This is a genomic window from Streptomyces sp. MMS24-W38 (genome assembly GCF_059889265.1).
In genome coordinates, this window is the sequence record NZ_JCBCPP010000001.1 from 4,902,865 (window position 1) to 4,929,606 (window position 26,742).

At 73.9% G+C, this 26,742-nt stretch carries 19 protein-coding genes; 4 read left to right on the forward strand and 15 right to left on the reverse strand.

Annotation, left to right across the window (positions count from 1 at the left end; all coding sequences use genetic code 11):
• Positions 1–5: 5 nt before the first annotated feature.
• Positions 6–803: a lipoyl(octanoyl) transferase LipB gene (lipB, locus tag AC6F7H_RS21305; RefSeq protein ID WP_500758516.1), complete on the reverse strand. Its 798-nt coding sequence runs from the start codon at positions 801–803 to the stop codon at positions 6–8.
• 383 nt (positions 804–1,186) lie between these two features.
• Between lipB and AC6F7H_RS21310 the strand changes: the two genes are divergently transcribed.
• Complete coding sequence (locus AC6F7H_RS21310; protein ID WP_500758517.1) at positions 1,187–2,647, forward strand: NsdA family TPR-like regulatory protein; 1,461 nt, start codon at positions 1,187–1,189, stop codon at positions 2,645–2,647.
• Between the two features lie 102 nt (positions 2,648–2,749).
• On the opposite strand, the gene AC6F7H_RS21315 is transcribed toward AC6F7H_RS21310, so the two are convergent.
• Both AC6F7H_RS21315 and AC6F7H_RS21320 read right to left on the reverse strand, forming a co-directional pair.
• Positions 2,750–4,144 carry an NAD(P)/FAD-dependent oxidoreductase gene (locus tag AC6F7H_RS21315; protein ID WP_500758518.1) on the reverse strand — a complete coding sequence of 465 codons (1,395 nt, stop codon included), beginning with the start codon at positions 4,142–4,144 and terminating at the stop codon, positions 2,750–2,752.
• Positions 4,145–4,418: 274 nt separating this feature from the next.
• Positions 4,419–5,363, reverse strand: a complete 945-nt coding sequence (locus AC6F7H_RS21320) for a TIGR01777 family oxidoreductase (RefSeq protein ID WP_500758519.1) — start codon at positions 5,361–5,363, stop codon at positions 4,419–4,421.
• Positions 5,364–5,433: 70 nt separating this feature from the next.
• On the opposite strand from AC6F7H_RS21320, the gene AC6F7H_RS21325 reads away from it, so the two are divergent.
• Positions 5,434–5,925, forward strand: a complete 492-nt coding sequence (locus AC6F7H_RS21325) for a GNAT family N-acetyltransferase (protein WP_500758520.1) — start codon at positions 5,434–5,436, stop codon at positions 5,923–5,925.
• Between the two features lie 25 nt (positions 5,926–5,950).
• Here the strand turns inward: AC6F7H_RS21325 and AC6F7H_RS21330 are convergent, their stop codons facing one another.
• Complete coding sequence (locus AC6F7H_RS21330) at positions 5,951–7,135, reverse strand: MarP family serine protease (RefSeq protein ID WP_500758521.1); 1,185 nt, start codon at positions 7,133–7,135, stop codon at positions 5,951–5,953.
• A 285-nt stretch (positions 7,136–7,420) separates the two neighbouring features.
• Between AC6F7H_RS21330 and AC6F7H_RS21335 the strand changes: the two genes are divergently transcribed.
• Positions 7,421–8,308 (forward strand): peptidoglycan recognition protein family protein, encoded by an 888-nt coding sequence (locus tag AC6F7H_RS21335; protein ID WP_500758522.1) that lies wholly within the window; start codon positions 7,421–7,423, stop codon positions 8,306–8,308.
• On the opposite strand, the gene AC6F7H_RS21340 is transcribed toward AC6F7H_RS21335, so the two are convergent.
• From AC6F7H_RS21340 to AC6F7H_RS21390, 11 genes are all read right to left on the reverse strand, one after another.
• Complete coding sequence (locus AC6F7H_RS21340) at positions 8,275–8,793, reverse strand: DUF4240 domain-containing protein (protein ID WP_500761983.1); 519 nt, start codon at positions 8,791–8,793, stop codon at positions 8,275–8,277. The two genes, AC6F7H_RS21335 and AC6F7H_RS21340, sit on opposite strands and share 34 nt — an antisense overlap.
• Before the next feature lie 47 nt (positions 8,794–8,840).
• Positions 8,841–9,911 carry a helix-turn-helix transcriptional regulator gene (locus AC6F7H_RS21345; RefSeq protein WP_500758523.1) on the reverse strand — a complete coding sequence of 357 codons (1,071 nt, stop codon included), beginning with the start codon at positions 9,909–9,911 and terminating at the stop codon, positions 8,841–8,843.
• Between the two features lie 73 nt (positions 9,912–9,984).
• Positions 9,985–12,687: a pyruvate dehydrogenase (acetyl-transferring), homodimeric type gene (aceE, locus tag AC6F7H_RS21350; protein ID WP_500758524.1), complete on the reverse strand. Its 2,703-nt coding sequence runs from the start codon at positions 12,685–12,687 to the stop codon at positions 9,985–9,987.
• A 347-nt stretch (positions 12,688–13,034) separates the two neighbouring features.
• Positions 13,035–13,430 carry a hypothetical protein gene (locus AC6F7H_RS21355; protein WP_500758525.1) on the reverse strand — a complete coding sequence of 132 codons (396 nt, stop codon included), beginning with the start codon at positions 13,428–13,430 and terminating at the stop codon, positions 13,035–13,037.
• Between the two features lie 136 nt (positions 13,431–13,566).
• Positions 13,567–13,698 (reverse strand): hypothetical protein, encoded by a 132-nt coding sequence (locus tag AC6F7H_RS21360; RefSeq protein ID WP_500758526.1) that lies wholly within the window; start codon positions 13,696–13,698, stop codon positions 13,567–13,569.
• Positions 13,699–13,755: 57 nt separating this feature from the next.
• On the reverse strand, positions 13,756–18,342 hold the full coding sequence (locus AC6F7H_RS21365; protein ID WP_500758527.1) for a cation-translocating P-type ATPase: 4,587 nt from the start codon (positions 18,340–18,342) through the stop codon (positions 13,756–13,758).
• A 230-nt stretch (positions 18,343–18,572) separates the two neighbouring features.
• Complete coding sequence (locus AC6F7H_RS21370; protein ID WP_500758528.1) at positions 18,573–19,211, reverse strand: GntR family transcriptional regulator; 639 nt, start codon at positions 19,209–19,211, stop codon at positions 18,573–18,575.
• 319 nt (positions 19,212–19,530) lie between these two features.
• Positions 19,531–21,282, reverse strand: a complete 1,752-nt coding sequence (gene sucB, locus AC6F7H_RS21375) for a 2-oxoglutarate dehydrogenase, E2 component, dihydrolipoamide succinyltransferase (RefSeq protein ID WP_500758529.1) — start codon at positions 21,280–21,282, stop codon at positions 19,531–19,533.
• Positions 21,283–21,343: 61 nt separating this feature from the next.
• Positions 21,344–22,732, reverse strand: a complete 1,389-nt coding sequence (gene lpdA / locus AC6F7H_RS21380) for a dihydrolipoyl dehydrogenase (protein ID WP_500758530.1) — start codon at positions 22,730–22,732, stop codon at positions 21,344–21,346.
• Positions 22,733–23,052: 320 nt separating this feature from the next.
• Positions 23,053–24,618, reverse strand: coding sequence for a leucyl aminopeptidase (locus tag AC6F7H_RS21385; RefSeq protein WP_500758531.1), 1,566 nt, complete (start codon positions 24,616–24,618; stop codon positions 23,053–23,055).
• Between the two features lie 385 nt (positions 24,619–25,003).
• Positions 25,004–25,795, reverse strand: coding sequence for an adenosylcobinamide-GDP ribazoletransferase (locus tag AC6F7H_RS21390; protein WP_500758532.1), 792 nt, complete (start codon positions 25,793–25,795; stop codon positions 25,004–25,006).
• A 60-nt stretch (positions 25,796–25,855) separates the two neighbouring features.
• Between AC6F7H_RS21390 and AC6F7H_RS21395 the strand changes: the two genes are divergently transcribed.
• Complete coding sequence (locus AC6F7H_RS21395; RefSeq protein WP_500758533.1) at positions 25,856–26,602, forward strand: hypothetical protein; 747 nt, start codon at positions 25,856–25,858, stop codon at positions 26,600–26,602.
• Positions 26,603–26,742: the final 140 nt, after the last annotated feature.

The following is a 26,742-nucleotide window of genomic DNA, read 5'->3' on the forward strand; positions in this document are numbered from 1 at the left end:
CCGGGTCAGGCGGTGGCGCGGACGGTCTCCCGCGGCTTGAGCTCGGCGTTCTCCAGGATGTCGCGCAGATGCCGCTCCACCGCGGGGAGCACCTCCTCGATCGTGATGTCGCGGCCCAGTTCGTCCGCGAGGGAGGCGACGCCCGCGTCGCGGATGCCGCACGGGATGATCCGGTCGAACCACTTGTTGTCGGGCTGCACGTTGAGTGCGAAGCCGTGCATCGTGACGCCCTTGGCCACCCGGATGCCGATCGCGGCGATCTTGCGGTCCTCGCGGCGCTGGCCGGCGTTGGAGGGGGCGTACTGGGGGCCGTTCAGCCGCGGGTCGAACTCCTCGTCGTGCAGGCGGGGGTCGAAGTCCAGGGAGAGCCCGCCGAGCGCCGGGCGCTGCTCGACCGGGTCGCCGAGCACCCACACGCCGCTGCGTCCCTCGATGCGGGTGGTCTCCACACCGAACTCCGCGCAGGTGCGGATCAGCGCCTCCTCCAGGCGCCGGACGTGGGCGACCACGTCCACCGGGCGGGGCAGCTTCTGGATCGGGTAGCCCACCAGCTGGCCGGGGCCGTGCCAGGTGATCTTGCCGCCGCGGTCCACGTCGATGACCGGGGTGCCGTCGAGGGGGCGCTCACTGTCCTGGGTGCGCCGTCCGGCCGTGTAGACCGGGGGGTGCTCCAGCAGGATGACGGTGTCGGGCACCTCGTCGGCGAACCGTGCCGCGTGCACCCGGCGCTGCTCGTCCCAGGCCACCTGGTAGTCGACGGCCTCGGCCCCGAAGCCCATTCGGACGAACCGCAACTCACTCACGGCGAGCGCCTCCCGGAAGGTAGTAAGGCAGAACAAACCAGAACGCAGTAAGGCACGAAACGTGCCCAAGCCACTGTACGACCGTACGACCGGCTTTCCCTCCGGCGGCGGTTCCGGCGGCGGCTCCAGCGGCGCTTCCGGGGGCGGCTCCGGTGGCAGTTCCGGCGCGCGTCCAGCGCGTGTTCGGCGCCTGGGCGGGCCCCGTGGCGGTCGCTGTCCGTCAGCCTCAGGGGCAATTCTCACACGATCGGATGAATGCGGATCGAAATGTGCGACCAGGCGTTTACTCTCCGCTACATTCGCGCCGTCCAGAAGGCCATAAGGGCTGCTCACAGGTAATCCGGGCATCAACGTTCACCAGAAGGCAGGAGACCGCACCACAGATGACGGAACGACCCGCGCGGCGCACCCCCAACCGTCAGCTCGCCGCGCTCATCGCAGAAGCGGGGTTCTCCAACGCGGGACTCGCCCGTCGCGTGGACCAGCTCGGTCTCGAACACGGGCTCGACCTGAGATACGACAAGACCTCCGTCACCCGCTGGCTGCGCGGGCAGCAGCCCAGGGGGACCACACCCGCGCTGATCGCCGAGGTCTTCACCCGGCGCCTCGGCCGGCGGCTCACCGCCCAGGACCTCGGCCTGGACGCCTGCGCCCCCGTCTACGCGGGCCTGGAGTTCGCCGCCACCCCCGACGAGGCCGTCGACATCGTCAGCGGGCTGTGGCGCAAGGACTCCGGCAGCCACGCCGAGCTGCGCAAGATCGCCTTCACCTCGGCCGGGCTCGTCGTGCCCAGCCGGGACTGGCTCATCGGCCGCGCCGACGAGAAGGTGGCCCGCGTCGAGCCGCCGGTCCGCGTCCCCGCCCAGGCCCGCCCGGTCGGCCGCCCCGCCGGGCTGCCCGAGTTCGGCACCCGCCGCCAGGCGGCCGAACGCGGCCCCGGCCAGCGGGTCACCGGCGGCGACATCGCCGCGCTGCGCTCGGTCGGCGAGCTGTTCCGCACCCTCGACGACGCCTACGGCGGCGGCCACGCCCGCCAGGCCCTGGTGCGCTACCTGGAGCACGAGTGCGAGCCGATGCTGCGCGGCACCTACGGTGAGCAGACCGGCCGCCGTCTGTTCGCCGCCGTCGCCGACCTGACCCGGCTGGCCGGCTGGACGTCGTACGACATCGGCGCGCACGGACTCGCCCAGCGCTACTTCGTGCAGGCGCTCCGCCTCGCGCAGGCCGCCGCGGACCGGACCTACGGCGCGTACGTGCTGGTCACCATGAGCCGGCAGGCCGTCTACCTCGGCCACGGGCGGGAGGCGGTGCAGCTCGCGCGAGTGGCCCAGCAGGGCGCGGGCGGCTCCGCCCCGCCCGCCGTGCAGGCCCTGCTGCACGCGGTCGAGGCACGAGGGCACGGCGTGCTCGGCGAGGTCCGGGCCTGCACCGCGGCCCTGGTGCGCGCCGAACGCGCCCTGGGGAACGCCCGGCCCGGCGACGAGGTCCCGCACTGGGTGCGGTTCTTCGACGAGGCCCAGCTCGCCGACGAGTTCGGTCACTGCCACCGCGACCTTCAGCAGTTCCGCGCCGCGGCCCAGCACGCGGAGCGCTCGCTGCAGCTGCGCGCCCCCGGCTACGCCCGCAGCCGCCTGTTCTGCCGGGTCGTCCTCGCCACCGCACGCCTCGGCCTCGGCGAACTCGACCAGGCCTGCCTGCTCGCCGCCGAGGCGGCCGGCCAGGCGTCCGAGATGCGCTCGGTACGGGCCGTGGAGTACGTCCGGGACTTCGAACGCAGGCTGGAGCCCTACCGCGACACGGCACCGGTGCGCGTCTACCGCGACAGGACCGCGGCGTACTGCTGAGCCACCGAGGCGGCGCCACCTCGGTGGCGCGTGGTTGGGGCCACCACGTCCCTCCGGGGGTGGTCACCGAAGGGACGCGGGGCGGCTGAGGGGAGCGGCCGGTCAGGCCGCTCGGGCCGTGGGGAGGGGGTCCGCCGTGTGCATCGGGCGGCCCGCGCCGAGGTCCGTGAGGATCGCGGCCGAGGCGCGGCGGCCCGAGTGCAGGGCGCCCTGCACGGTGCTGGTGTCCCGGTGGTCGCCGCACACGTACAGGCCCGCCAGCAGCCGAACCGGCCGCCGCAGGTCGTGCGGCGGCCGCATGGACGGGACGGCGTCCGCGGTGTGATACACCCCGAGCGTCTCCCAGCGTGCCGTCGACGTGCCGTACAGCCTGGCCAGATGCATGCGCACACCGGTGTCGACCTGGGCGCCGGGCGGGCCCAGGACCGTGGACGAGACCAGCGCGCGGCCGGCCGGGGCCCGGGACGGGTCGATCCGGCTGACCACCGCCGTGTGCGCCACCGGTCCGCCCCGGTCGGCGTCCAGGAGCAGCCGGGCGCCGGTCTCCGGGGGCTCGTCGGTGGCGTGGTGCACCACCGTCACCGGGTGGAAGTCCGGCACCCGCAGTCCCGGCAGCAGCTGGGCGGCGGCCCGCGCGTCCGTCGCGATCAGCACCGCGCGGCAGCGGAACTCGCCGTGCTCGGCGGTGGTCACCGATGTCGTGGAGACGGAGGTGACCCGGACGCCCGTGTGCACGGTGCCCGGCGGCAGCCCCCGCGCCAGCAGTTCCGGCAACGCCTCCGCGCCGCCCTCCGGCACACACAGGCGCCCGGCCGCGAAGGCGCGCAGCGCGAGATCCGCGCACCGGCTCGACGTGGTGAGGTCCGGGTCGCACAGCAGGGCGGCGAGCAGCGGGCGGAGGAAGCCGTCGACGGTGCGGGCCGGCAGGCCCCGGGCGGTGAGTGCCTCGGCGGCGGTCGACTCGGGCCGGGCCAGCAGCCGTTCCGCCGGAGTGCCGGCCAGCCGGGTGAACGCGGCGCCCAGGCGGGCCTGGTCGACGGCCGTGCCCAGCGGGGCGCCGGTCCGGCTCCGGGGCGTGGACACCTGCCGTCCGGGAACGGCCGCCGGCCTCCTGGGCGCGGCCCCCGCCCGGGGGGCGCTCGCGAGGGCGCGCACCGTGTGGAGTGCGCCCCTTGCGCCCCTCGCACCGGCCGGTACGCCGGCCCGGTGGTGGCGTCCGCCGCTGTGCAGCAGAACGCCGGGTGCGAACGTGCGCAGGGCGAGCCCGTCGCAGTCGGCGGCCGGCCGCAGTTCGGGATACGCGGTGGACAGCAACTGCCCGATTCTGTCGAGCCGGAAGCCGTCGACCTTGTCGGTCGCCATCCGGCCGCCCACCGCGTGGGCGGCCTCAAGGACCACGGTGGTGACTCCAGCGCTGGTCAGGCGTCGCGCCGCGGAGAGTCCGGCGACCCCGGCTCCCACGACGACGACGTCCGCCTGGTACGTGGGCTCAAGCACGTGCCCCTCCTCGAGGTTGCGCGGACGCTGGAGACGTCATGCCCCCAACAGACCCCAGGAATACCCGAGTTCTGGTCGAGGTTAGGTCCGTGACGGATCGCGTGGTGTCGCGCATCGGCAGGGGCACGGGCGCACGGCGGTCGCACACGCACGCCGGACGGCCACCGCACGGCCCCCGGGGGCGCACCGGCTTCGGCCACCAGCCCCCACACCCCCGGCCTCCCGCCCCTCGGGGCGGGCGGGAGGACCGTGGTTCAGGTTTCCTGACGGCGGGTCACAGGGCCGCGCGGATCGCGCCGTCGATCTCCGGGAACGCGAAGCGGAACCCCGACTCCAGCAGTCGGGTCGGGAGCACCCGGGCACTGCCCAGCACATCCCCGGCCATCTCGCCGAGCACGGTCCGCAGCACCGGCGCGGGCACCGCGAACACCGCCGGCCGGTGCAGCACGCGCGCCATCGCCCCGGTGATCTCACGGTTGGTCACCGGATGCGGCGCGGTCAGGTTGAACGGCCCCGACAGCCCGTCGGTGTCGAGGAGATGACGCAGGGCGGCCACCTCGTCGTGCAGCGCGACGAACGACCAGTACTGGCGCCCGTCGCCCAGCCGCCCGCCCAGTCCGGCCCGGAACAGGGGGAAGAGCCTGGCCCACGCCCCGCCCTCGCGGGCCACCACAAGGCCGGTTCGGGCGAACGCCGTCCGCACGCCCGCCTCCCGCGCCGGCGCTGCCGCGGCCTCCCACTCGACGCACAGCTCCGGCAGGAAGCCCGTGCCCGCCGGCGCGCTCTCGTCGACGGTCCGCTCACCGGTCTCGCCGTAGTAGCCGATCGCGCTGCCGTTGACGAACACCCGGGGCCGTACGTCCCGTGCGAGCCCGGAGAGGGCCTCGGCGAGCGCCGCCGTGCCCCGCACCCGGCCGGTGCGGATCCGCTCCTTGTACGCGGGTGTCCAGCGCCGGTCGCCCACCCCGGCACCGGCGAGGTTGACCACGGCGTCGCACCCGGCGAGACCGGCCGCGTCCACGGACCCGCGCTCCGGGTCCCACCGGACCTCGTCCGCCGCGCGCGGCTCGGCCCGCACCAGGCGTACCACCGTGTGCCCGTCGGCGGTCAGGGACCGTACGAGCGCGCCGCCGATGAGACCGGAGGCACCGGCCACCGCGATGCGGGAGGACCGGGAAGACCGGGAGGACGCGGAGGATCCAGAGGATGCGGAGCTCATGGCGACCATCCTGCCCGCAGCCCGGGCGACACCGCGGGCGCACCGCGCGAGCGGTCGTAAAGTGACCCTCATGCCCGAACCGTTGATACGCGCCGCCCGCCCCGCCGACGAGGGGGAACTGGCCCTGCTGGACCGGGAGACCTGGTCCGTCCTGCACGCCGTCACCCCGCCGCCGCAGCCACCGTACGACTCCTTCTTCAGCGAGCGGTCCGGCCCCCGCGACCACCTCGTCGCCGAGCACGCGGACCGCGTCGTCGGCTATGTGCGCCTCGGCTTCCCCACGGAACTGCCCTCGAACGCGCACGTCCAGCAGATCCGCGGCCTCGCCGTCGCCGAGGCGGCCCGCGGCACGGGCGTGGGCCGGGCCCTGGTGCGGGCGGCCGTCCGGGAGGCCCGGGAGCGTGGCGCGCGCCGCATCACCCTGCGCGTCCTCGGCCACAACTCCGCCGCCCGCGCGCTCTACGCGTCCGAGGGCTTCGTCGTCGAGGGCGTCCAGCCGGAGGAGTTCTGCCTCGACGGCACGTACGTCGACGACGTGCTGATGGGGCAGTCCCTGCTCTGACCTCCGGCCCCGCTCGGGCGTGCTCCTACGACGCCGTCAGGTCGCCCGTGTCCACCGGCGCCGTGGCGGTCGCCGCGCGCCGCGCGTCGTCGGCGACCTCGTCCGCCGTCAGTACGTAGCCGGTCTCCGTGTCCGAGGTGGAACGGGCGAACACCACGCCGTACACCCGGCCGTCGGTGGTCAGCAGCGGGCCGCCGGAGTTGCCGGGGCGCACGAGGGAACGGATCGAGTAGATCTCGCGGACGACCGCCCGGTCGCCGTAGATGTTCTGCCCCTTCGCCTGCACCCGGGTGGCGACCGTCGCCGCCCGCAGGTCCAGATCGCCGTCCTGCGGATAGCCCGCGACGACCGCCGAGTCGCCGCGGACGGCGTCGTCGTCGAAGCGGAGGACGGGCGCCCGCAGTTCGGGGACGTACAGCACGGCCACGTCCTTCTGCGGGTCGAACAGCACCACCCGTGCCTCGTACGCCCGCCCGACGCCGCCGACCCGCACGGTCGGCTCGTCGATCCCGGCCACCACATGGGCGTTGGTCATCACGCGCTCCGTCGCGTACACGAAGCCGCTGCCCTCGCGGCCCTGGACGCCCGCGACGCCCTCGACCTTCACCGTGCTCCGCTGGGCGGCCCGGGTGGCGACCGCGGTGACACTGTCGCCGGAGGGCTCGGCGACCTCGGCGGTCGACTCGTTCTCGAACGGGTTGAAGACCTGCGGGAAGCCCGCCTCGGTCAGCGCCGCGGTGGCCCGCGAGAACCAGGCCGGCGTGGTGTCCGGCATCACCTCGTGGACCGCGCCGAGCAACCTCGAGTCGCGGATCGCGGAGGTGACCAGCGGGGACGAGGAGGCGCCCAGCACGGACGCGACCACCCAGGCCACGATCAGCACGGCCGCCGAGTTGGCCGCGGCCCCGCCGACCCCGTCCGCCACCCGCAGCGGCCCCCGGTCCAGCTCCCGCCGCAACCGCAGTGCCAGCCGGCCCGCCAGTTCGTGGCCCACCGCGGCCGGCAGCAGCACCGTGAACACGGCCGTCACCGTCGCCGCGGTCGTCCCCGGGTCCACCAGATCCATCACCCAGGGCAGAATCCACACGCCGACGACCGCACCGCCCACGAAACCGGTCAGCGAGACACAGCCGGCCAGCAGACCGCGCCGGTAGCCGGACGCCGCGTAGGCCAGGACGAGCAGCAGCAGCAGAATGTCGAGCAGGTCCACGCACGCCGCCTTTCTTTCGGACCCCCTCATACGTGGGGGAGGGGCCCGGTGATCAGCCACGCGCGCGTGGGACCACGGAAGCGGTCACGCGCGCGTGCACTCGGAAGAACGCGGCGGACCAGGGAGATGGTTCCACCGGTCGGCACAGCACACGTCGCGGACGGGGTGGATCCGACCGACAGTGAAACCATGCGTGTCCTCATGAGGCCGCGGGGAGCGCGGCGGCGCCCTGCTTCCCGGACACCCCATCACCCGGGCCTCACGGGCCTGCCCAGAGGCGTCAAGGTGCTGCTCTGCTGTCTGCCGGGCATCGCCGCGGCCGTCGCGCTGGTGCTGTGCGCGTACGGTGTCGAGCGGGCCGCGGAGTCCTCGGCCGCCCCCAGCACCACCCGGGAGGCGGCCGCGTACACGGCGCCCAAGCCGCCCATCGTGTCCAGAGCGGCCTGGACGGCCGGAGCCGCCCACGACCAGCCGCCCCCGCGCTACGACGACGAGGTCGTCGCCGTCTTCATCCACCACACCGACTCGCCCAACGACTACGACTGCGCCGAGACCCCGGCCAACATCCGCAACGTCTACGAGGGCCAGACCTCCGGCCGGGACTGGGACGACATCGGCTACAACTTCGTCGTCGACCGCTGCGGCACCATCTACGAGGGCCGCGCGGGCGGGACCGACCGGCCCGTCACCGGCGCCCACACCCAGGGCTTCAACCACCGCACCGCGGGGATCGCCGCCCTCGGCACCTTCACCGCCGGGGTGCCGGTGCCGCCCGCGATGGAGCGCGCGATCGCCGAGCTGGCCGCCTGGAAGCTCGGCCTGTCCGGCACCGACCCGCGCTCCGACGTCCGGCTGGTCTCCAGCAACGGCGCCAGCCGGTACGCGGCCGGCACCACGGCCGTGCTGCCCGCCCTCGCGGGCCACAGCGACGGCTACATGACCAGCTGCCCGGGCGCCGCCCTGGAGGCCCGCCTCCCGGCGATCAGGCAACGGGCCGCGGAACTGCAGGGCCGCCGACCGGGTGCCCGGCGGCAGGAGGACAGCCGGATCGCGGGGTCCTCCGGGGAGCGGGACGAGGGACGGAGCGGGAAACAGGGCGGGAAGCAGCACGGGAGTCAGGGCGGGGAGCAGCACGGGGATCAGGACCGGAACCGTTCCCAGAGCCGGGGGTAGCTCTCGGAGAGCCGGGACTCGTTCTCGAAGTCGACCGGCGTGCCCTCGGGTTCCGCGGGGGCCGGCGGGAGGTCCAGATCGGGCGCCACCGTGCCGGTGAGCTGCTCGTACGCCTCGTCCGCCGCGTAGCCGAGGTCCTCGGCGTCGCCGTCGACCTCCTCGTCGAAGTCCTTCAGCAGGCCGGCCAGGGCGTCCGGATCGTGCAGCGCGCCCTCGAAGACCTCACGGCCCTGGCCGATCAGCCAGCACCGGAAGAAGTCGAAGGCGTCGTCGCTCGCCCCGTCCAGCAGCACCCAGGCGGCGCCCCACAAGTCCCAGCGGTAGGCGCGGTGATAGCGGGACTCGAAGTGCCGGGCGAAGTCCAGGATTGATTCCGGGTCCAGCCGCGCGAGCCGTTCCACGAGCAGGTCGGCTTGGTCCTCCGGGTCGCCCCCGGCGTCCTCGCGGGCGGTGTCGACCAGCTCCCAGAACTCCGTCTCGTCCATCACGCGTCAAGCATCGGCCCTGGAACCGGGGGGCGCACCCCGGAGTGTCACCCGGATCGCTCAGGGGCGGGGCCGGGGACGGCGTCGGGGGCCTCCCTCCCGTACAGCCGGGCCAGCCGCATGGCCTGGTCGGCGAACCGCTCCCGCAACGACGCGGGCGCCAGCACCTCCACCTCCGGGCCCAGCGCCGTCAGCTGGGTGTGGGCGACCTCCTCGGACTCCACCGGCAGGGTCACCGTCACCCACCCGCAGCCGTCCCCGTCGAACTCCCCGGCCGCCCCGGCCGCCTGGGCCAGTGCCTCCCGTGCGGCCGCCGCGGCCGACGCCTCGACGGAGCGCGGCAGCGCGCGTACCCCCTCGGGCGACAGCCGCACCACCACTTCCGTCCGCAGGATCGAGCGCGCGAACTGCTCCGCCCGCTCCTCCCAGAACGCGGGCAGCTCGAACTCCCGGTCGCGTTCGAAGCGTGCGGGGTGTGCCGGGTCGACCGGCTCCACCGCCGTGAACCGGTCGACCCGGTACACCCGGAACGCCCCGTGCCCCGGCACCCGCGCACACAGGTACCAGACGCCCGCCTTGAGCACGAGCCCGTAGGGCTCCAGCTCCCGCACGACCTCCCGCCGGTGCTCCCCCTCCCCGCGCAGATAGCGGGCGGTGACCCGGCGGTCGTCCCACACCGCGTCCGCCACGGCCGGCAGCAGCTCGGGCGTCACCGGCTCACGGAACCAGCCCGGGGCGTCCAGATGGAAGCGCTGCGCGGCCGTTTGCGACGCGTCCCGCAGGGAGGGCAGCAGCGCCGCCGACACCTTCAGCCGGGCCGCGGAGGCCGCGTCCTCGAGCCCCATCTCCCGCAGCGCCCCCGGTACCCCGGACAGGAACAGCGCCTCCGCCTCGCCCCGGGCCAGCCCGGTCAGCCTCGTCCGGTACCCACCGACCAGCCGGTAGCCCCCGGCCCGTCCCCGGTCCGCGTACACCGGCACCCCGGCCTCGGACAGCGCCCGCGCGTCCCGGGTGACCGTCCGCTCCGACACCTCCAGCTCCCGCGCCAGCTCGGCGGCGGTCATGGACGGCCGGGACTGGAGCAGCAGCACCATCTTGATCAGCCGGGCAGCGCGCATACGGCCCATCATGCAGCAGGAGGCCCCCGCCGCAGCGGGGGCCTCCTGCCTCACATCCGTAGCACCCGGGTGCTTACAGACCGTACTTCTCGCGCGCTTCCTTCACGGCCGTCACCTGCACCTCGCCGCGCCGGGCGAGCTGCGCCAGGGCAGCGACGACGATGGACTCGGCGTCGACACCGAAGTAGCGGCGGGCCGCCTCGCGGGTCTCCGACAGGCCGAAACCGTCGGCGCCCAGCGAGGTGTAGTCCTGCTCGACCCACTGCGCGATCTGGTCGGGAACCTGACGCATGTAGTCCGAGACCGCCAGCACCGGACCCTCGGCGCCCTGGAGCGCCTGCCGGACGAACGGCACCCGCTCCTCGCCGCGCAGCAGCGCCTCGTCCGCCTCCATGGCGTCCCGGCGCAGCTCGGTCCACGACGTCGCCGACCACACGTCGGCCGCCACGCCCCACTCCTCGGCGAGCAGCTGCTGCGCCTTCAGCGCCCAGTGGATCGCCGTACCGGAACCGAGCAGCTGGATCCGCGGGGCGTTCGCGGGCGCCGTCAGCCCCGCCGACTCCGCCGTGTTGAAGCGGTACAGGCCCTTGAGGATGCCCTCGTCGACCCCGGGGGCCGCGGGCTTGGCGGGCTGCCGCAGCGGCTCGTTGTAGACCGTCATGTAGTAGAAGACGTTCTGGTCCTCGTCCGGGGCCGCCGCGCCGTACATCCGGCGCAGACCCTCCTTGACGATGACGGCGATCTCGTACGCGAATGCCGGGTCGTACGTCAGCGCGGCCGGGTTGGTCGCGGCGATGACCGGGGAGTGTCCGTCGGCGTGCTGGAGGCCCTCACCGGTGAGCGTGGTGCGGCCGGCGGTGGCGCCGACGAGGAAGCCGCGGCCGAGCTGGTCGCCGAGCTGCCACATCTGGTCGGCCGTGCGCTGCCAGCCGAACATCGAGTAGTAGATGTAGAACGGGATCACCGGCTCGCCGTGCGTCGCGTACGACGTCGAGGCGGCGATGAACTCGGCCATGGAACCGGCCTCGGTGATCCCCTCGTTGAGGATCTGGCCGTTCTTGGCCTCCTTGTAGTACATCAGCTGGTCGCGGTCGACCGGCTCGTACGTCTGGCCCTTGGGCGAGTAGATGCCGAGCGAGGGGAAGAGCGACTCCATGCCGAAGGTGCGCGCCTCGTCGGGGACGATCGGCACCCAGCGCTTGCCGGTCTCCTTGTCGCGGACCAGGTCCTTGACCAGGCGGACGAACGCCATGGTGGTCGCCACGTTCTGCGAGCCCGAACCCTTGTCGAAGGCGCTGAACGCCTTGTCGGCCGGGGCCGGCAGCGGTGCGACGGGGTGGACGCGGCGGGCCGGGGCCGGACCGCCGAGAGCGGCGCGGCGCTCCTGGAGGTAACGGACCTCGGGGGAGTCGGCGCCCGGGTGGCCGTAGGGGACCACGCCGTCGACGAAGTCGCTGTCCTTGATCGGCAGGTCGAGGCGGTCGCGCATCGCCTTGAACTCGTCCACCGAGAGCTTCTTCATCTGGTGGTTGGCGTTCTTCGAGGCGAAGCCCTCGCCGAGCGTGTGGCCCTTGACCGTCTGGGCCAGGATCACGGTCGGCGCGCCCTTGTGGGCGAGCGCGGCACGGTAGGCGGCGTAGACCTTGCGGGACTCGTGGCCGCCGCGCGAGAGGTGGAAGCACTCGAGGATCTTGTCGTCGCTCAGCAGCTTCGCCATCTCGACGAGCGCCGGGTCCTTGCCGAAGAAGTCCTCGCGGATGTAGGCCGCGTCGCGGGTCTGGTACGTCTGGACCTGCGCGTCAGGTACCTCGCGCAGGCGGCGTACGAGCGCGCCGGTGGTGTCCAGCTGGAACAGCTCGTCCCAGGCGGTGCCCCACAGGCTCTTGACCACGTTCCAGCCGGAGCCGCGGAACAGGGCCTCCAGCTCCTGCACGATCTTGAAGTTGGCGCGGACCGGACCGTCGAGGCGCTGCAGGTTGCAGTTGATGACGAAGGTCAGGTTGTCCAGACCCTCCCGGGAGGCGAGCGTCAGGGCGGCGGTGGACTCCGGCTCGTCCATCTCGCCGTCGCCGAGGAACGCCCACACGTGGGAGTTGGTCAGGTCCTTGATGCCGCGGCTGGTCAGATAGCGGTTGAACCGCGCCTGGTAGACCGCGGAGATCGGGCCGAGGCCCATCGACACCGTGGGGAACTCCCACAGCCAGGGCAGCCGCCGCGGGTGCGGGTACGAGGGGAGGCCGTCACCGCCCGCCTCACGGCGGAAGTTGTCCAGGTGCCGCTCGCCGAGCCGGCCGTCGAGGAAGGCGCGGGCGTAGATGCCGGGGGAGGCGTGGCCCTGGATGTAGAGCTGGTCGCCGGAGCCGTCGGCCTCCTTGCCGCGGAAGAAGTGGTTGAAGCCCGTCTCGTAGAGCCAGGCCGCGGAGGCGAAGGTGGCGATGTGGCCGCCGACGCCGTACTTGCTGCCGCGGGTCACCATCGCGGCCGCGTTCCAGCGGTTCCACGCGGTGATGCGGGACTCCATCGCCTCGTCGCCGTCCACCGCGGGCTCGGCGGAGGTGGGGATGGTGTTGATGTAGTCGGTCTCGAGGAGCTTCGGCAGTGCGACGCCGGCCTCCTCGGCGCGCTCCAGCGTGCGGCGCATCAGGTACGCGGCACGGTGCGGCCCGGCGGCCTCGGTGACGGCGTCGAGGGAGGCCTGCCATTCGGCGGTCTCCTCGGGGTCGCGGTCCGGGAGCTGGTCCAGCTCGCTCGGCTGGATGGCCTTGGGGTCGGTCATGTCGCCGCCTTCCTCAGTCGAAGGGGGTTCCCTCATCGGTAAGGGTTCGGGGGTGCCCTTGGTCTTTGGCAGGACAGGGCTGGGGCTCTGGTGGAGACCCCGCTGGCGACAATAACCCGCTGATCGATGATCGATCAAAGATAGTGGGCCAAAAAGTCTCGATATCAAGAAATTGGCATCCTGTGCCGGAGAATCAGGCACGCGGTGCCGCGTTTTCCCTGCTCATCCGAGGGGTGACCGGCCGGTTCGGGCGGGCGCGGGCCGGCTCGGACGTGCTGAACGCCGGTGGGGTCGAACGCCCGGAGGTCATCCGGGCGTTCGACCCCACCGGCGTCCGGGCGGGATCGTCATGCCGTCGCCGGCTGCGGCTGTGTCGCGGTCTCCGTCCGCTCGGCGCGTTCGTGCCCCTGGCGCTGCCGTGCCGCCTGCTCGCGGGTGATCACCTCGGTGGCGGCGCCGACCGCGACAGCGACCGGCCAGCCGATGGCTCCGGCGACGGTCATGCCGCCGAGGATGCCGTAGAGGGCCAGCTTGCGGGGCGAGGGGAGCAGGGATGTGGCCGTGGACGCGGGCGCGGTCTTGCGGGGGTTGGAGAACATGTCCCCCGGGGTCACGTAGGGGATCGGAACCCGGGCGTGTGCCGTGTGCAGGTGCAGCAGCTTGCCGCCCGTCCGCTTCTCCTCCGGGCGCTCCGTCGGGGCCTGCTGTTGCGGTGGCTGGGTCTGTGCTTCTGGGGAAGTCATCTCCGTCCTCTCCTGCCGTGAGGCATGAGTGGCGAGGGGTCTTCCTGGCCGCCTTCCATCAATGCACGCGAATAAACCCGTCTGAACGGATAATTCGGGCAGGCTGGTTCGGGGGCGCTCAGGCGCGTGCGGCCGCTCAGGCGTGTGCGGCCGCCGGGTGCCCGCTCGTGCCGAAGGTCTTCCAGAGCTGGACGGCCACTCGGACCACGGCGGCCTCGAGCAGGGCGACCGCCACCTGGGTCAGGATCGTGGTGAGGATGTGCGGCATGGTCCGCCGCCTTTCGTGTGTGTCGTGCCGGGTACGACTCCTTTGTCGGCCCTCATGTCATCCAGCAGGCTGCACACGGGTGTTCTGCAGGTGAACTTTTTTCAGCGTACCGGTGGCACCCCGGACCGCGAGGGGCACCAGCACCGAGCCCGCCGCCGACGCCAGCGCGATCGTCCAGGCCGCGGGGCCCAGGGGCCGGCTGCCGAAGAAGTGGCTGAGCCCCGGCACGCTCACCACCACGCCCAGCACCACCAGGGACCCCACCGCGGCCGCGGCCACCACCGGGTCCCGGCCCGCGTCCTGGAGCGTCTGGAACAGCTGGGAGGTCACCAGGGCGACCAGGGCGACCGTGTCGGCACGCCCCCGGGTGCCGGTGGCCCGGGCGACGATCCAGGCGGCCGCGGCCGCCGCCGTGGTGACGGCGGCACGCAGCCGGATGTGGCGGATCAGGGCCTTGCCGAGCGAGGCCTCCGGGCCCTCCGCGAGCAGCCGGTCGGGGTGGTCGGCGGGCGGCCGGGCGGCGATGGCCATGGCGGGCAGCATGTCCGTGAGCAGGTTGACCAGGAGCAGCTGGCGGGCGTTGAGCGCACTGCGCCCGGTGAACAGCGTGGTCGCCAGCGTGAAGGCGATCTCCCCCAGATTGCCGCCGAGCAGGATGCCCAGCGCCCTGCGCACCGAGCCCCACATGGCCCGGCCCTCGACGAAGGCGTCGACGATGGTCTCGATCCGGTCGTCGGTGACGACCATGTCGGCGGCGGCGCGGGCCGCCGGCGTGGCCCGGGAGCCGAGGGCGATGCCGACGTCGGCGATCCGGATGGCGGGCGCGTCGTTGGCGCCGTCGCCCGTGACGGCGACGGTACGGCCGGCCGAACGCAGCGCGGTGACGATACGGACCTTGTGCGCCGGGGTGACCCGGGCGAACACCGTGATGTCCGGCAGCGTCCCGGCGAGCGCCGCGTCGTCGAGGGCGTCCAGCTCCGCCCCGGTCATCAGGCGCGGCTCCTCCTCGGGCCGCAGCTCCCGGGCGATCGCGGCGGCGGTGCTGGGGTGGTCGCCGGTGAGCATGACGATGCGCACCCCGGCCCGCGACAGCCGGCCCACGCTCTGCGCGGCGGTGGGCCGCACCGGGTCCGCGAGGCCCAGCAGGCCCAGCAGACACAGCCCGTCGACGACCTCGTCGCCGAGGTCCCCCGGACCGGCGGGGGCGGTTTCGTCCTGCGGCGCACCCGCGGGCAGGACACGCTCGGCGACCGCGAGCACCCTGAGGCCGCGCCGGGCCAGCCGGTCGATCTCCGCCTCCCTCTCCGCGCGCAACCGCTCGTCGAACGGCTCGGTGGTGTCGTCCCGGCGGACCCGGCCGCAGCGGGCCAGGACGACCTCCGGCGCGCCCTTGACCACGATCCGCGCCTCGCTGTCGGACCGCCCCAGCACGGCGTGGTAGCCGCGCCCCGGCTCGAACGGCAGCTCGGCCAGCCGCTCCCAGACGTCCGTACCGAGCCCGGCGGCCCGGGCCGGGGCGGCGCCGAGCGACTCGGCCCCGCCGGCGATGGCCCGGTCGGTGGGATGGGCGAGCGTCGCGGCCGCGCCCGGCGGACCGGCCAGGGCGGCCGTGGCGACGATCCGGCGCAGCGCCGGGGTGAGCCGGTCGAGACCCTCGCGCCGCAGGCCGTCGGAGACCTGCTGGAGGCTGATCCGGCCCTCGGTGAGCGTGCCGGTCTTGTCGAAGCACAGCACGTCGGTGCGGCCCAGCGCCTCGATGGTGGAGGCGCTGCGGACCAGGGTGTCGCGTGCGGACAGCCGGCGGGCCGCGGCCAGCTCCGCGACCGTGGCGACGAACGGCAACCCCTCCGGTACGGCCGCCACGCACAGGCTGACCGCGGCCCCCAGGGCGGCTCCCAGGGGTCGTCTGCGCAGCAGGTCGACGGCGAAGAGGACGACCCCCGCGGCGACGGACAGCGGCAGGAACCACCGGCCCAGCGCCTTCAGCCGCCGTTCCACCCCGCTCTCCGGCGGCCCGCCCTCGGGGCCCGCCTCGGCCGCGCTGCCCGCCTCGGTGGCGGTTCCGGTGGCGACGACCACGCCCAGCGCGTGGCCGGCGGCCACCGTCGTGCCCTCGTAGAGCATCGAGGTGCGGTCCGCGACCGCCCGGGCCGCGGTCGGCGCCGCGCTCTTGACGACGGGCAGCGATTCGCCGGTGAGGCTGGACTCGTCCACCTCCAGACCCTGCGCCCGCACCACCCGGCAGTCCGCCGGGACCGAGTCCCCGGCCCGCAGCTCGATCAGGTCCCCGCGCACCAGGTGCTCGCCGGCCGTCTCCACCGGCTCCGCCTGTCCGGGGCGGCGCACCCGCACCCGCACCGAGGTGGCCTCGACCAGCCGCTCGGCCGCGTTGTCGGCCTGCTGCCGCTGCACCCCGCCGACCAGCGCGTCCACGCCGAGCACCCCGCCGATCAGCACGGCGTCCAGCACGGAGCCGAGCGCCGCCGAGACACCGCCGCCGATCGCCAGGACGGGCGTGAGCGGATTGGCCAGCTCCTCCACGACCCGGCCGACCAGGGTGCCGGCGCCCTCGTGCCGGTCACGGCCCTCGAACTGTCCGCGCCGGGCGGCCTCGGCCTCGTCCAGCCCCCGGGACGAGGTGCCGACCCGGGACATCACCTGGCGTACCGCCATGGCATGCCAGGGTGTGCGTTCGGCGGCCGCCGGGGCCGGACGCCCGCGCAGCCGCCACCCCGCCCAGAAGCCCGCGGCGACCGAGGCGATGCTCACCCCGTCGGCCACCAGGCGGGCCCGCGCCCAGGCCCCCGGGCGGGGCACGAGCAGGGCGAGCGCCGAGCCCGCCGCCGCGCCGGCGCCCTCCAGCCGGACACACAGCCGGCTGATCCGCCGGGCCTCCGGCAGGGCGGTCAGCAGCAGGTGGACGACATCGGGCGGGGCGGCGACGTCGGCGTCCCACGGCACGTGCCGCGGGACGCCGACGTCGCCGACCGACCCGATGCCCAGGTCCGCGCGGGCGAGGGCACGGCGGGTCCGTGCCGAGACCACCGTGACCCCGTGCCCCTCCGCCTGGAGGGAGCGCACCAGGGCGGCCGTACGCCGGTGCCCGGTGGGCACGGCCTCCTCGAGCCCGAACCGGAGGTGCAGCCCGGGCGGCCCGCCCACCAGCCGCACCTCACCGCACGCCCGGGCAGCGCGCACCAAGTGGTGGGCGAGCGGGTGCAGTTGGGGGACCAGTGCGGCTGCGGCCACCGGCGTGCCCGCCCGCAGGACGAGCACGACCTGCGCACCCTCCTCGGCCCACCGCCGGGCCCGCGCGGCCGTCTTTGCGGGGACGAGGCCGCCGAGGGTGTCGTCGGAGCCGGTCTCCGGGCCGGGGAACGGCCGTAGCTCCCAGCCGTCCCGCCGCTTCGGCGCCAGGGGGCCGGCGCCGTGCCGGCGACGCCTTTCGACCGGACCGTCCGGCTCGATCAGCTCGTGGATCCGTACGTGGATCTCGTCGTCGTCCGGCCCGTCGTCCGCCGGGCCGGCGCCCTCCGGCCGGCTGCCGGGCGGCGGCAGGCGCAGTACGCCCTCGATCGTCCAGTCGCGGCCGGCCAGCAGGCGGGCGTCGAGGACCACCGTGTCGATCCGGTCCAGGCGGCGCAGCACCTCCGGCCGCAGCACCAGCGCCCCCCGCTCGGAAAGGGCCCGGCCCGCCGCGCAGGCGAACGCCTCCCGTCCGAACCGGGGGCCGCGCGGTGTCCCCGCGATCAGCAGCGACAGCGCACGGTCCTGGCCGAACGTGCCGACCGACGTCAGACCGTAGGCCGCGAGCGCCACTGGTGCCGCCACGTTGGCGTACCGCTCGCCAGGCCCCGGCGGCAGCGGCGCCGGGCGCTCGTGACCCGGTACCGCGTCGTGGCGGTACGTACCCTCGTGCCCGCCCAGCCTGCGCGCCCAGTCCGCCCATGCCCCACGGCGCGCCTGCACCTCCGCGTACCGGGCGGCGGCCAGCACGGTGGTCACCGTGACGCCCAGCGGCCGGAAGGACAGCGTGCCCGACAGCAGGTTCGCCCCGGCGAACCCGCGTTCCGTGGCGCTCTCGCCGATCCGGCGGGCGATGCCGTCGCGCAGCGGTGGCGCGGACTCCGCGAACTGGATCACCGACATCACCGCCGGGTGCAGCCCCGGCAGCCTGAGCGCGTCGCCCACCGACGCCACCCCCACGGCCACCAGGCCGGCGCCGAGCCGGACGGCCGCGCCGACCCGTGCCCGCGCGGCCCCGGGGTAGCCGACCGGGCGCCGTTCCCGCTCCGTCGCCCCGGCCCGCGGGACCTCCCCGGCGGCGGCGTCGGCGGCCGCGACGACGTCGGCGACGGCCGCGAGGTCGGTCTTCGGCCCGCAGCCCACGTACACGCACCCCAGCGTGCCGTTCACCTCCGCGCGGCTCACCCCCGGCACCCGGCGCAGCGTGGCCTCCAGCCCGCGCGCCGCCGCTGCCGTACCGGGCCGCCCCAGCCGCCGGACCGCGATCTGCACGCCTCCCGAGGTTCGCCAGAGGCCGGGCACACCCGGCTGCGGCACCGGCCCGGTCGAGGCGAGCGCCGCCGGGACGGCGGCCAGACCCTGCGAGAGGGACCGCACCGCCGACACCGTCGCGGTCACGGCGCTGCGCGTCAAGGACAGGACGGACCCGGCGGACCCTGGGACCACGGAGGACAGCTGTGGCGGGATCACACGGCCTCCACCACCGGCCGACGGGGGCGTTGCTCGCCACCCTGGAGAACGACGCGGTTCTCACCAGTATCGGCGCGTTTCGACAGCTTCGCCCGGTGCGGAGAGGAGGAGTGGACCGGACGGACGGTGCCGGGACCGGAACGGGTGGGGACGGGAGATCAGGCGGGGGTGTCGGCGGCGTGCGGCGCGCAGCCCAGCACGTGCTCCTTCACCAGGCGGCCGATGTCCGGATCCCGCCGCCGGAACGCCGCGACCAGCTCTTCGTGCTCCTCGGCGTAGGACTGCTGGACCGTGCCCAGCCAGCGGATGGACAGGGCCGTGAAGACCTCGATGCCCAGGCCCTCCCAGGTGTGCAGCAGCACCGAGTTGCCGGCCGCGCGGACCAGTTCACGGTGGAAGGCGACCGTGTGCCGCACCTGGGCCGTGCCGTCGGCCGTGCGGTCGGCCTCGTACAGCGCGGCGACATGCGGCTCCAGTGCCGAGCAGTCCTCCGCCAGCCGCTCCGCCGCCAACTCGGCGGCGATCGCCTCGAGACCCGCACGTACGGGGTAGCTCTCCTCCAGGTCGGCGGCCGACAGGTTCCGCACCCGCACGCCCTTGTTGGGCGCCGACTCGATCAGCCGCAGCGACTCCAGCTCGCGCAGCGCCTCCCGCACCGGTGTCTGGCTGACCTCCAGCTCGGTCGCGATCCGCCGCTCCACGATCCGCTCGCCCGGCTGCCAGCGCCCGCTGATGATCCCTTCCAGGATGTGCTCGCGGATCTGTTCGCGCAGCGAGTGGACGACGGGCGCGGTCATGAGTGCTCCTTGGACAGGGCTCGTGAATCCGGGGCAGCCGACCGAAAGGCCCCGTCGGGGGCGGCGGACGGACGACGGACAGGACCCTTGAGGGCGATCGACCCTTAGACAATACGGCTGACACACCGTCCCGTAGGGGCGCACGGGGTGCTTTCGCCCAGGTGAGACGAGGCTTACACGGCGCATACGGCGCATACGGCGCAGCTCACGCCGTGCCCACGACAGTGCCCCCGCCCGGGAGCCTGGGAAGCTCCGGACGGGGGCACCGGTGACCGGGATCAGCGGCCGTGGATCAAGGCCGTGGATCAGCGGCCGGGGGTCACAGGCCGAGCTCGACCTCGAACTCGCCCGCCTCCAGGATCGCCTTGACCGAGTTCAGGTAACGGGCCGCGTCGGCACCGTCCACCAGCCGGTGGTCGTAGGAGAGGGTCAGGTAGGTCATGTCGCGGACGCCGATGACCGTGCCCTCCTCCGTCTCGATGACGGCCGGACGCTTGACCGTGGCACCGATACCGAGGATCGCGACCTGGCCCGGAGGCACGATGATCGTGTCGAACAGCGCGCCGCGCGAACCGGTGTTGCTGATCGTGAAGGTCCCGCCGGACAGCTCGTCCGGGGTGATCTTGCTGGCCCGGACCTTGCCCGCCAACTCGGCCGTGGCCTTGGAGATACCGGCGATGTTGAGGTCACCGGCGTTCTTGATGACCGGGGTCATCAGACCCTTCTCGGAGTCCACCGCGATACCGATGTGCTCGGTGTCGAAGTACGTGATGGTCCCCTCGGCCTCGTTGATCCGGGCGTTGACGGCCGGGTGGGCCTTCAGCGCCTGGGCGGCGGCCTTGACGAAGAACGGCATCGGGGAGAGCTTGACGCCCTCGCGAGCCGCGAACGACTCCTTGGCCCGCGCCCGCAGCCTCATCAGCCGGGTGACGTCGACCTCGACGACCGAGGACAGCTGCGCCTGCTCCCGCAGCGCCTTGACCATGTTGTCGCCGATGACCTTGCGGATCCGCGGCATCTTCACGGTCTGGCCGCGCAGCGGCGAGGCCTCGAGGACCGGGGTCCGCTTCGCCGTGACCGGAGCGGCGGCCGGAGCCGCGGCGGGGGCGGCCTTCGCGGCCTCCGCCGCGGCGACGACGTCCTGCTTGCGGATACGGCCACCGACGCCGGTGCCCTTGACGGTGGACAGGTCGACGCCGTGCTCGGCGGCGAGCTTGCGCACCAGCGGGGTGACGTAGGCGCCCTCGTCGGTCGGCTGCGCGGCAGCCGGGGCCGGGGCGGCCTGCGGGGCAGCAGGAGCCGGGACCGGGGCGGCAGCCGGGGCCGGGGCGGGAGCCGGGGCCGGGGCGGCCGGCGCGGGAGCCGGAGCGGCCTGCGGAGCCGGGGCGGGTGCGGGCTGCGCCGGGGCGGCCGGAGCCGCCGGTGCCGGAGCGGCCGCCGGGGCGGCACCCGGAGCGCCGATGACGGCGAGCTTCGCGCCCACCTCGGCGGTCTCGTCCTCGTCGACCGTGATCTCCAGCAGCACGCCGGAGGCCGGAGCGGGGATCTCGGTGTCGACCTTGTCGGTGGAGACCTCGAGCAGCGGCTCGTCGGCCTCGACGCTGTCGCCGACCGACTTCAGCCAGCGGGTGACGGTGCCCTCGGTGACGGACTCGCCGAGCGCGGGCAGGACCACGTCCGTGCCCTCGGCGGTGCCGCCGCCGACGGCGGCCTCGGCGGTGGGAGCGGGCGCCGGGGCGGCCTGCTCGGTGGAGGGGGCCGCGGCGGCCGGCTCGGGGGCCGGGGCGGCGGGCTGCTCGGCGGCGGGGGCCGGAGCCTCGGCCTGGGCACCGCTGCCGTCGTCGATCAGGGCCAGCTCGGCACCGACCTCGACGGTCTCGTCCTCGGCGACCTTGATGGAGGACAGCACGCCGGAGGCCGGAGCGGGGATCTCGGTGTCGACCTTGTCGGTGGAGACCTCGAGCAGCGGCTCGTCGGCCTCGACGCGCTCGCCCTCGGCCTTCAGCCAGCGGGTGACAGTGCCCTCGGTGACGCTCTCACCGAGCGCCGGAAGGGTTACGGAAACCGCCATGGTTTCGGTTGCTCCTTTAAAAGTGCGGAAGTCTGTGTCGTCGTGCCCGTGACCGAAGGCGTCAGTCGTGGGAGTGGAGGGGCTTGCCCGCGAGGGCCAGGTGGGCCTCGCCGAGCGCCTCGTTCTGCGTCGGGTGGGCGTGGATCAGCTGCGCGACCTCGGCGGGCAGCGCCTCCCAGTTGTAGATCAGCTGGGCTTCGCCGACCTGCTCGCCCATGCGGTCACCGACCATGTGGACGCCGACCACGGCACCGTCCTTGACCTGGACGAGCTTGATCTCGCCGGCGGTCTTGAGGATCTTGCTCTTGCCGTTGCCCGCCAGGTTGTACTTCAGGGCGACGACCTTGTCCGCACCGTAGATCTCCTTGGCCTTGGCCTCGGTGATGCCGACGGAGGCGACCTCCGGGTGGCAGTACGTCACCCGCGGCACGCCGTCGTAGTCGACCGGGACGGTCTTCAGACCGGCCAGCCGCTCCGCCACCAGGATGCCCTCGGCGAAGCCGACGTGCGCCAGCTGGAGCGTCGGGACGAGGTCACCGACGGCGGAGATGGTCGGGACGTTGGTGCGCATGTACTCGTCGACGAGGACGTAGCCGCGGTCCATGGCGACCCCGGCCTCCTCGTAGCCCAGGCCCTGCGAGACCGGGCCGCGGCCGATGGCGACGAGGAGGACCTCGGCCTCGAACTCCTTGCCGTCGGCGAGGGTGACCTTGACGCCGTCCTGGGTGTACTCGGCCTTCTGGAAGAAGGTGCCCAGGTTGAACTTGATGCCCCGCTTGCGGAAGGCGCGCTCCAGCAGCTTCGAGCTGTTCTCGTCCTCGACCGGGACGAGGTGCTTGAGGCCCTCGACGATCGTGACGTCGGTGCCGAAGGACTTCCACACGGAGGCGAACTCGACGCCGATGACGCCGCCGCCCAGCACGATCGCGGACTTCGGCACGCGGTCCAGGACGAGGGCGTGGTCCGAGGAGATGATCCGGTTGCCGTCGATCTCCAGGCCCGGCAGCGACTTCGGCACGGAGCCGGTCGCCAGCAGGACGTGGCGGCCCTGGATCCGCTGACCGTCCACATCGACGGAGGTCGGCGACGACAGCCGGCCCTCACCCTCGATGTAGGTCACCTTGCGCGAGGCGATCAGACCCTGCAGGCCCTTGTACAGGCCCGAGATCACGTCGTCCTTGTACTTGTTGACGGCCGCCATGTCGATGCCCTCGAAGGTGGCCTTCACACCGAACTGCTCGCTCTCGCGGGCCTGGTCGGCGATCTCGCCCGCGTGCAGCAGGGCCTTGGTGGGGATGCAGCCGTTGTGCAGGCAGGTACCGCCGACCTTGTCCTTCTCGATCAGGGCGACGTCCAGGCCCAGCTGCGCCCCGCGCAGGGCCGCGGCGTAACCACCGCTGCCACCGCCGAGGATCACTAGGTCGAAAACAGTGCTGGCGTCGTTCGCCACGTCACGTCCTCCATGCATGTGCGCCACGCCGGTCTCCAGATGACCGGTCGGCGGCTGGTGTCCGGCCGCTTTTGCCGTCGGCCCTTCGGTGGGGCCCTGTCCTGCCGAGCCCTATCCTCGCACTTGTCCGAGCCGAACGAGACGTGGGGCGGGGGTGTGACACGTCCCACGTTCGAACGTCCGACCGCCACACGCGCGAGGACTTCCGGGACCGCATGCCCCCGGCACACGTGCCGACACCCGAGGCGGATCCGCATGACGCGCCGGCCGGCGGGGCCCCGTCCTGCCCGTGCACGGGGCCCCGTCGGCGACCGGTCGGCTCAGCCCAGGTCGCCGGCCGCGGTCTGCTCCGCGAGGCGGACCAGCGTCCGTACCGCCGAGCCCGTACCGCCCTTGGGCGTGTACCCGAAGGGGCTGCCCTCGTTGAAGGCCGGACCGGCGATGTCGAGGTGGGCCCAGGTGATGCCCTCGCCGACGAACTCGCGCAGGAAGAGCCCGGCGACGAGCCCGCCGCCCATCCGCTCGCCCATGTTCGCGATGTCGGCCGTGGACGAGTCCATGCCCTTGCGCAGGTGCTCCGGCAGCGGCATCGGCCAGGCGGGCTCGCCGACCTCCTCGGCGGCCTCGTGCACCGCCGTACGGAAGGCGTCGTCGTTGGCCATGATCCCGAACGTGCGGTTGCCCAGCGCCAGCATCATCGCGCCGGTCAGGGTCGCGACGTCCACGATCGCGTCCGGCTTCTCCTCCGAGGCCGCCCACAGCGCGTCGGCGAGGACGAGCCGGCCCTCGGCGTCGGTGTTGAGCACCTCCACCGTCTTGCCGCTGTACATGCGCAGCACGTCACCCGGGCGGGTGGCGGAACCGGAGGGCATGTTCTCGGCCAGGGCCAGCCAGCCGGTGACGTTGACCTCGAGACCGAGGCGGGCGGCGGCGACGACCGCGGCGAACACGGCGGCGGCACCGCTCATGTCGCACTTCATCGTCTCGTTGTGCCCGGCCGGCTTCAGCGAGATGCCGCCCGAGTCGTAGGTGATGCCCTTGCCGACGAAGGCGAGGTGCTTCTTCGCCTTGGCGGAGGTGTACGACAGCTTCACCAGCCGCGGACCCGACGCCGAGCCGGCGCCGACGCCGAGGATGCCGCCGTGGCCGCCCTTGGCCAGAGCCTTCTCGTCGAGCACCTGCACCTTGATGCCGTGCTCCTTGGCCGCGGCCTGGGCGACGGCGGCGAACGCCTCGGGGTCGAGGTCGTTGGGCGGGGTGTTGATCAGGTCGCGGGCCCGGTTGAGCTCCTCGGACACCGTGACGGCGCGCTCCACGGCCGCCTTGTACGCCTTGTCGCCCGACTTGTCACAGAGCAGCACGGCCCCGGCGAGGGGCGCCTTCGCGTCCTTCTTCTTGTCCTTGCCGCCGCCCGCACCCTTGTCCTTGGAGGTGTCCTTGTTCTTGTAGGCGTCGAAGGAGTAGGCGCCGAGCAGCACGCCCTCGGCGACCGCGCCGGCGTCGGCCGCGTCGGTCAGGGGGAGGGCGAACGCGGCCTTCTTGGACCCGGTGAGGGCGCGGGCGGCCACACCGGCGGCCTTGCGCAGTGCCTCGGGGTCGGGAGCGGCGTCCTTCTCGGGCTGGGTGCCCAGGCCCACCGCGACCAGGAGCGGCGTCTTGAAGCCGGCCGGCGCGGGGAGCTTCGTCACCTCGCCCTCGGCGCCGGACGCGCCGAGGGTCTCCAGGACGCCGGTGAGCCTGCCGTCGTAGGCCTTGTCCACGGCTTCGGCGCCCGGTGCGACGACCAGGCCCCCGGCCCCGGACGCAGTGCCCTTGGCGACACCGATCACGATCGCGTCGGCCTTCAGGCCGGGGATCGCGGCGGTGCTGAGAGTGAGAGCAGTCACGGTGGTGAATTCTCGCTTCCGATGTGAAGTTGCTGTGGCCGAAAAGCGTGGGTCGACCGGGCCCGGCGCCGACCCTAACGACGACCTGGCGGTACGGTCTCGGCGGGGCCTGCCCCGGTACGGCGCACACTGCGGACGAGCCTACGCGCGTCTGCCCGTGCGCTCCCTCGCGCGGTCTTCACCGTTCGGTGACGTGACGGACACCTTCCGGGCCCCGCCCCCCTCGAAGGCCACCCGGCGGGACGCGCATGAGACGACCCGCAGGACGACACGACGGCCTGCTCGCCGCGGTGCCGGCACTGCTCGCCCTGCTGCCCGCGGCCTGCACGGCCGCGGGTCCGGGGCCCGGGGAGCCCGGGGGAGGAGGGGGCGGGCCGCCGTTCCCTCAGCCCAGTGCCGCGACGACGAACGCGGTCGTCGCCGCGGTCTCCGCGAGCGAGCCGAACACGTCGCCGGTGACCCCGCCGAAGCGGCGGACGCAGTGCCGCAGGAGCAGCTCCGCGGCCGCGACGGACAGCAGCACCGCGAGGACGGCACGGACGGCACCGTCCGCCCCGAGCAGGGCGCCCCCGGCGGCCGCCGCCCCGGCCACCGCGAGGGCGACGCCCACCGCACCCGCCGGCGGGACGGCCCCGGCGACGGCGGCCCCCAGCCCCCCGGGCCGGGCGGGCGGCACCCCGGCTCGGGCGGCGAGGGTGAGGACGAGCCGGCCCGTGACCGCCGCGACCACGGCGGCGAGCGCACCCCGGGTCCAGGAGTCGCCGTATGCCTGGGCCAGCGCGGCCACCTGCGCCAGCAGCACGAGGACGAGGGTGAGCACGCCGAACGGACCGATGTCCGACTGCTTCATGATCCGCAGCGCGTCCTCGGCCGGCTTTCCGCTGCCGAGCCCGTCCGCGACGTCGGCGAGCCCGTCGAGATGCAGCCCGCGCGTGAGCGCGGCGGGCACGGCGACGGTGGCGACGGCGGCGAGCGGCGCGCCCGCCCCGAGGAACAGCAGCAGCAGTCCGCAGGCGGCGGCCACGGCACCGACCGCCAGTCCGGCCAGCGGGGCGCACAGCATGCCGCCGCGTGCGGCCGGGCGGTCCCAACGGGTCACCTCGACGGGGAACACGGTGAGGGTGCCGAAGGCGAAGCGGAGGCCGTCGGCCACGGAGGTCGGGAAGGGCGCGGGCACCGGCGCAGATTACCCGGCGGTCAGCAGGGCGCACCCGGCGGCCGTGGATAAAGTGCGCTCATGGGGCATTGGCTGCAGCGGAACATCATCGAACCGGGCAAGCTGCCGCTGCTCCTCGCCCTCACCGCCTTCGTCCTCACCTTCGTGATCACCCGGGTCGTCACCCGGCTGATCCGGGCCGGCAAGGGCCCCTTCGGCAACGTCGAGGCGGGCGGTGTGCACATCCACCACGTCGTGCCCGGCGTGATCCTCACCGTCGTCGGCGGCTTCGGCGCGGTGGCGAGCGGCCGGCACGGCTTCGGTGCGGCGCTCAGCGCGGTCGTCTTCGGTATCGGCGCAGGCCTGGTCCTGGACGAGTTCGCGCTGATCCTGCACCTCCAGGACGTCTACTGGACCGAGGCCGGCCGCCAGAGCGTCGAGGTGGTCGTCATCACCGCCTCCCTGGTCGGACTGCTGCTGGCCGGGTTCTCGCCGTTCGGCGTCAACGGCGTCTCCCCGGGCGAACTCCAGGGCCGCGTGGGCGTCGCCCTGGACGTGGCGGTCAACTTCCTCTTCTCCCTGATCGCCCTGAGCAAGGGCAAGGCCAGGACCGCCGTCTTCGGCGTGATCGTGCCCCTCGTCGCCCTGATCGGCTCGCTGCGCCTGGCCCGCCCCGGCTCCCCGTGGGCCAGGCGCTTCTACCGGCACAGGCACCGCGCCCGAGCCAAGGCCCTCCTGCGGGCCTACCGCCACGACCGCCGCTGGTCCGGCCCCCGCCGGGCCTTCGACGACTGGATCGGCGGCAAACCGGACCCACCCCGCCCCTGAAGGGGCGCGGGGAACCGCGCGAGCAACCACCCGCCGACCCGCACGTCGGGGTCACAGGGGCGGCGCCCCTCGAGGACGACGGGGGTCCCCCTGCTCATGGGGGTCCCCCTGTTCGAACGGAGCTGAGAACTCGGGGGAGA

Coding starts and splice junctions, on each gene's coding strand:
- AC6F7H_RS21310 (WP_500758517.1), top strand. CDS start 1,187: ATGACGGAACGACCCGCGCGGCGCACCCCCAACCGTCAGCTCGCCGCG.
- AC6F7H_RS21320 (WP_500758519.1), bottom strand. CDS start 5,363: ATGAGCTCCGCATCCTCTGGATCCTCCGCGTCCTCCCGGTCTTCCCGG.
- AC6F7H_RS21325 (WP_500758520.1), top strand. CDS start 5,434: ATGCCCGAACCGTTGATACGCGCCGCCCGCCCCGCCGACGAGGGGGAA.
- AC6F7H_RS21340 (WP_500761983.1), bottom strand. CDS start 8,793: ATGGACGAGACGGAGTTCTGGGAGCTGGTCGACACCGCCCGCGAGGAC.
- AC6F7H_RS21345 (WP_500758523.1), bottom strand. CDS start 9,911: ATGCGCGCTGCCCGGCTGATCAAGATGGTGCTGCTGCTCCAGTCCCGG.
- aceE (WP_500758524.1), bottom strand. CDS start 12,687: ATGACCGACCCCAAGGCCATCCAGCCGAGCGAGCTGGACCAGCTCCCG.
- AC6F7H_RS21355 (WP_500758525.1), bottom strand. CDS start 13,430: ATGACTTCCCCAGAAGCACAGACCCAGCCACCGCAACAGCAGGCCCCG.
- AC6F7H_RS21360 (WP_500758526.1), bottom strand. CDS start 13,698: ATGCCGCACATCCTCACCACGATCCTGACCCAGGTGGCGGTCGCCCTG.
- AC6F7H_RS21370 (WP_500758528.1), bottom strand. CDS start 19,211: ATGACCGCGCCCGTCGTCCACTCGCTGCGCGAACAGATCCGCGAGCAC.
- sucB (WP_500758529.1), bottom strand. CDS start 21,282: ATGGCGGTTTCCGTAACCCTTCCGGCGCTCGGTGAGAGCGTCACCGAG.
- AC6F7H_RS21395 (WP_500758533.1), top strand. CDS start 25,856: ATGGGGCATTGGCTGCAGCGGAACATCATCGAACCGGGCAAGCTGCCG.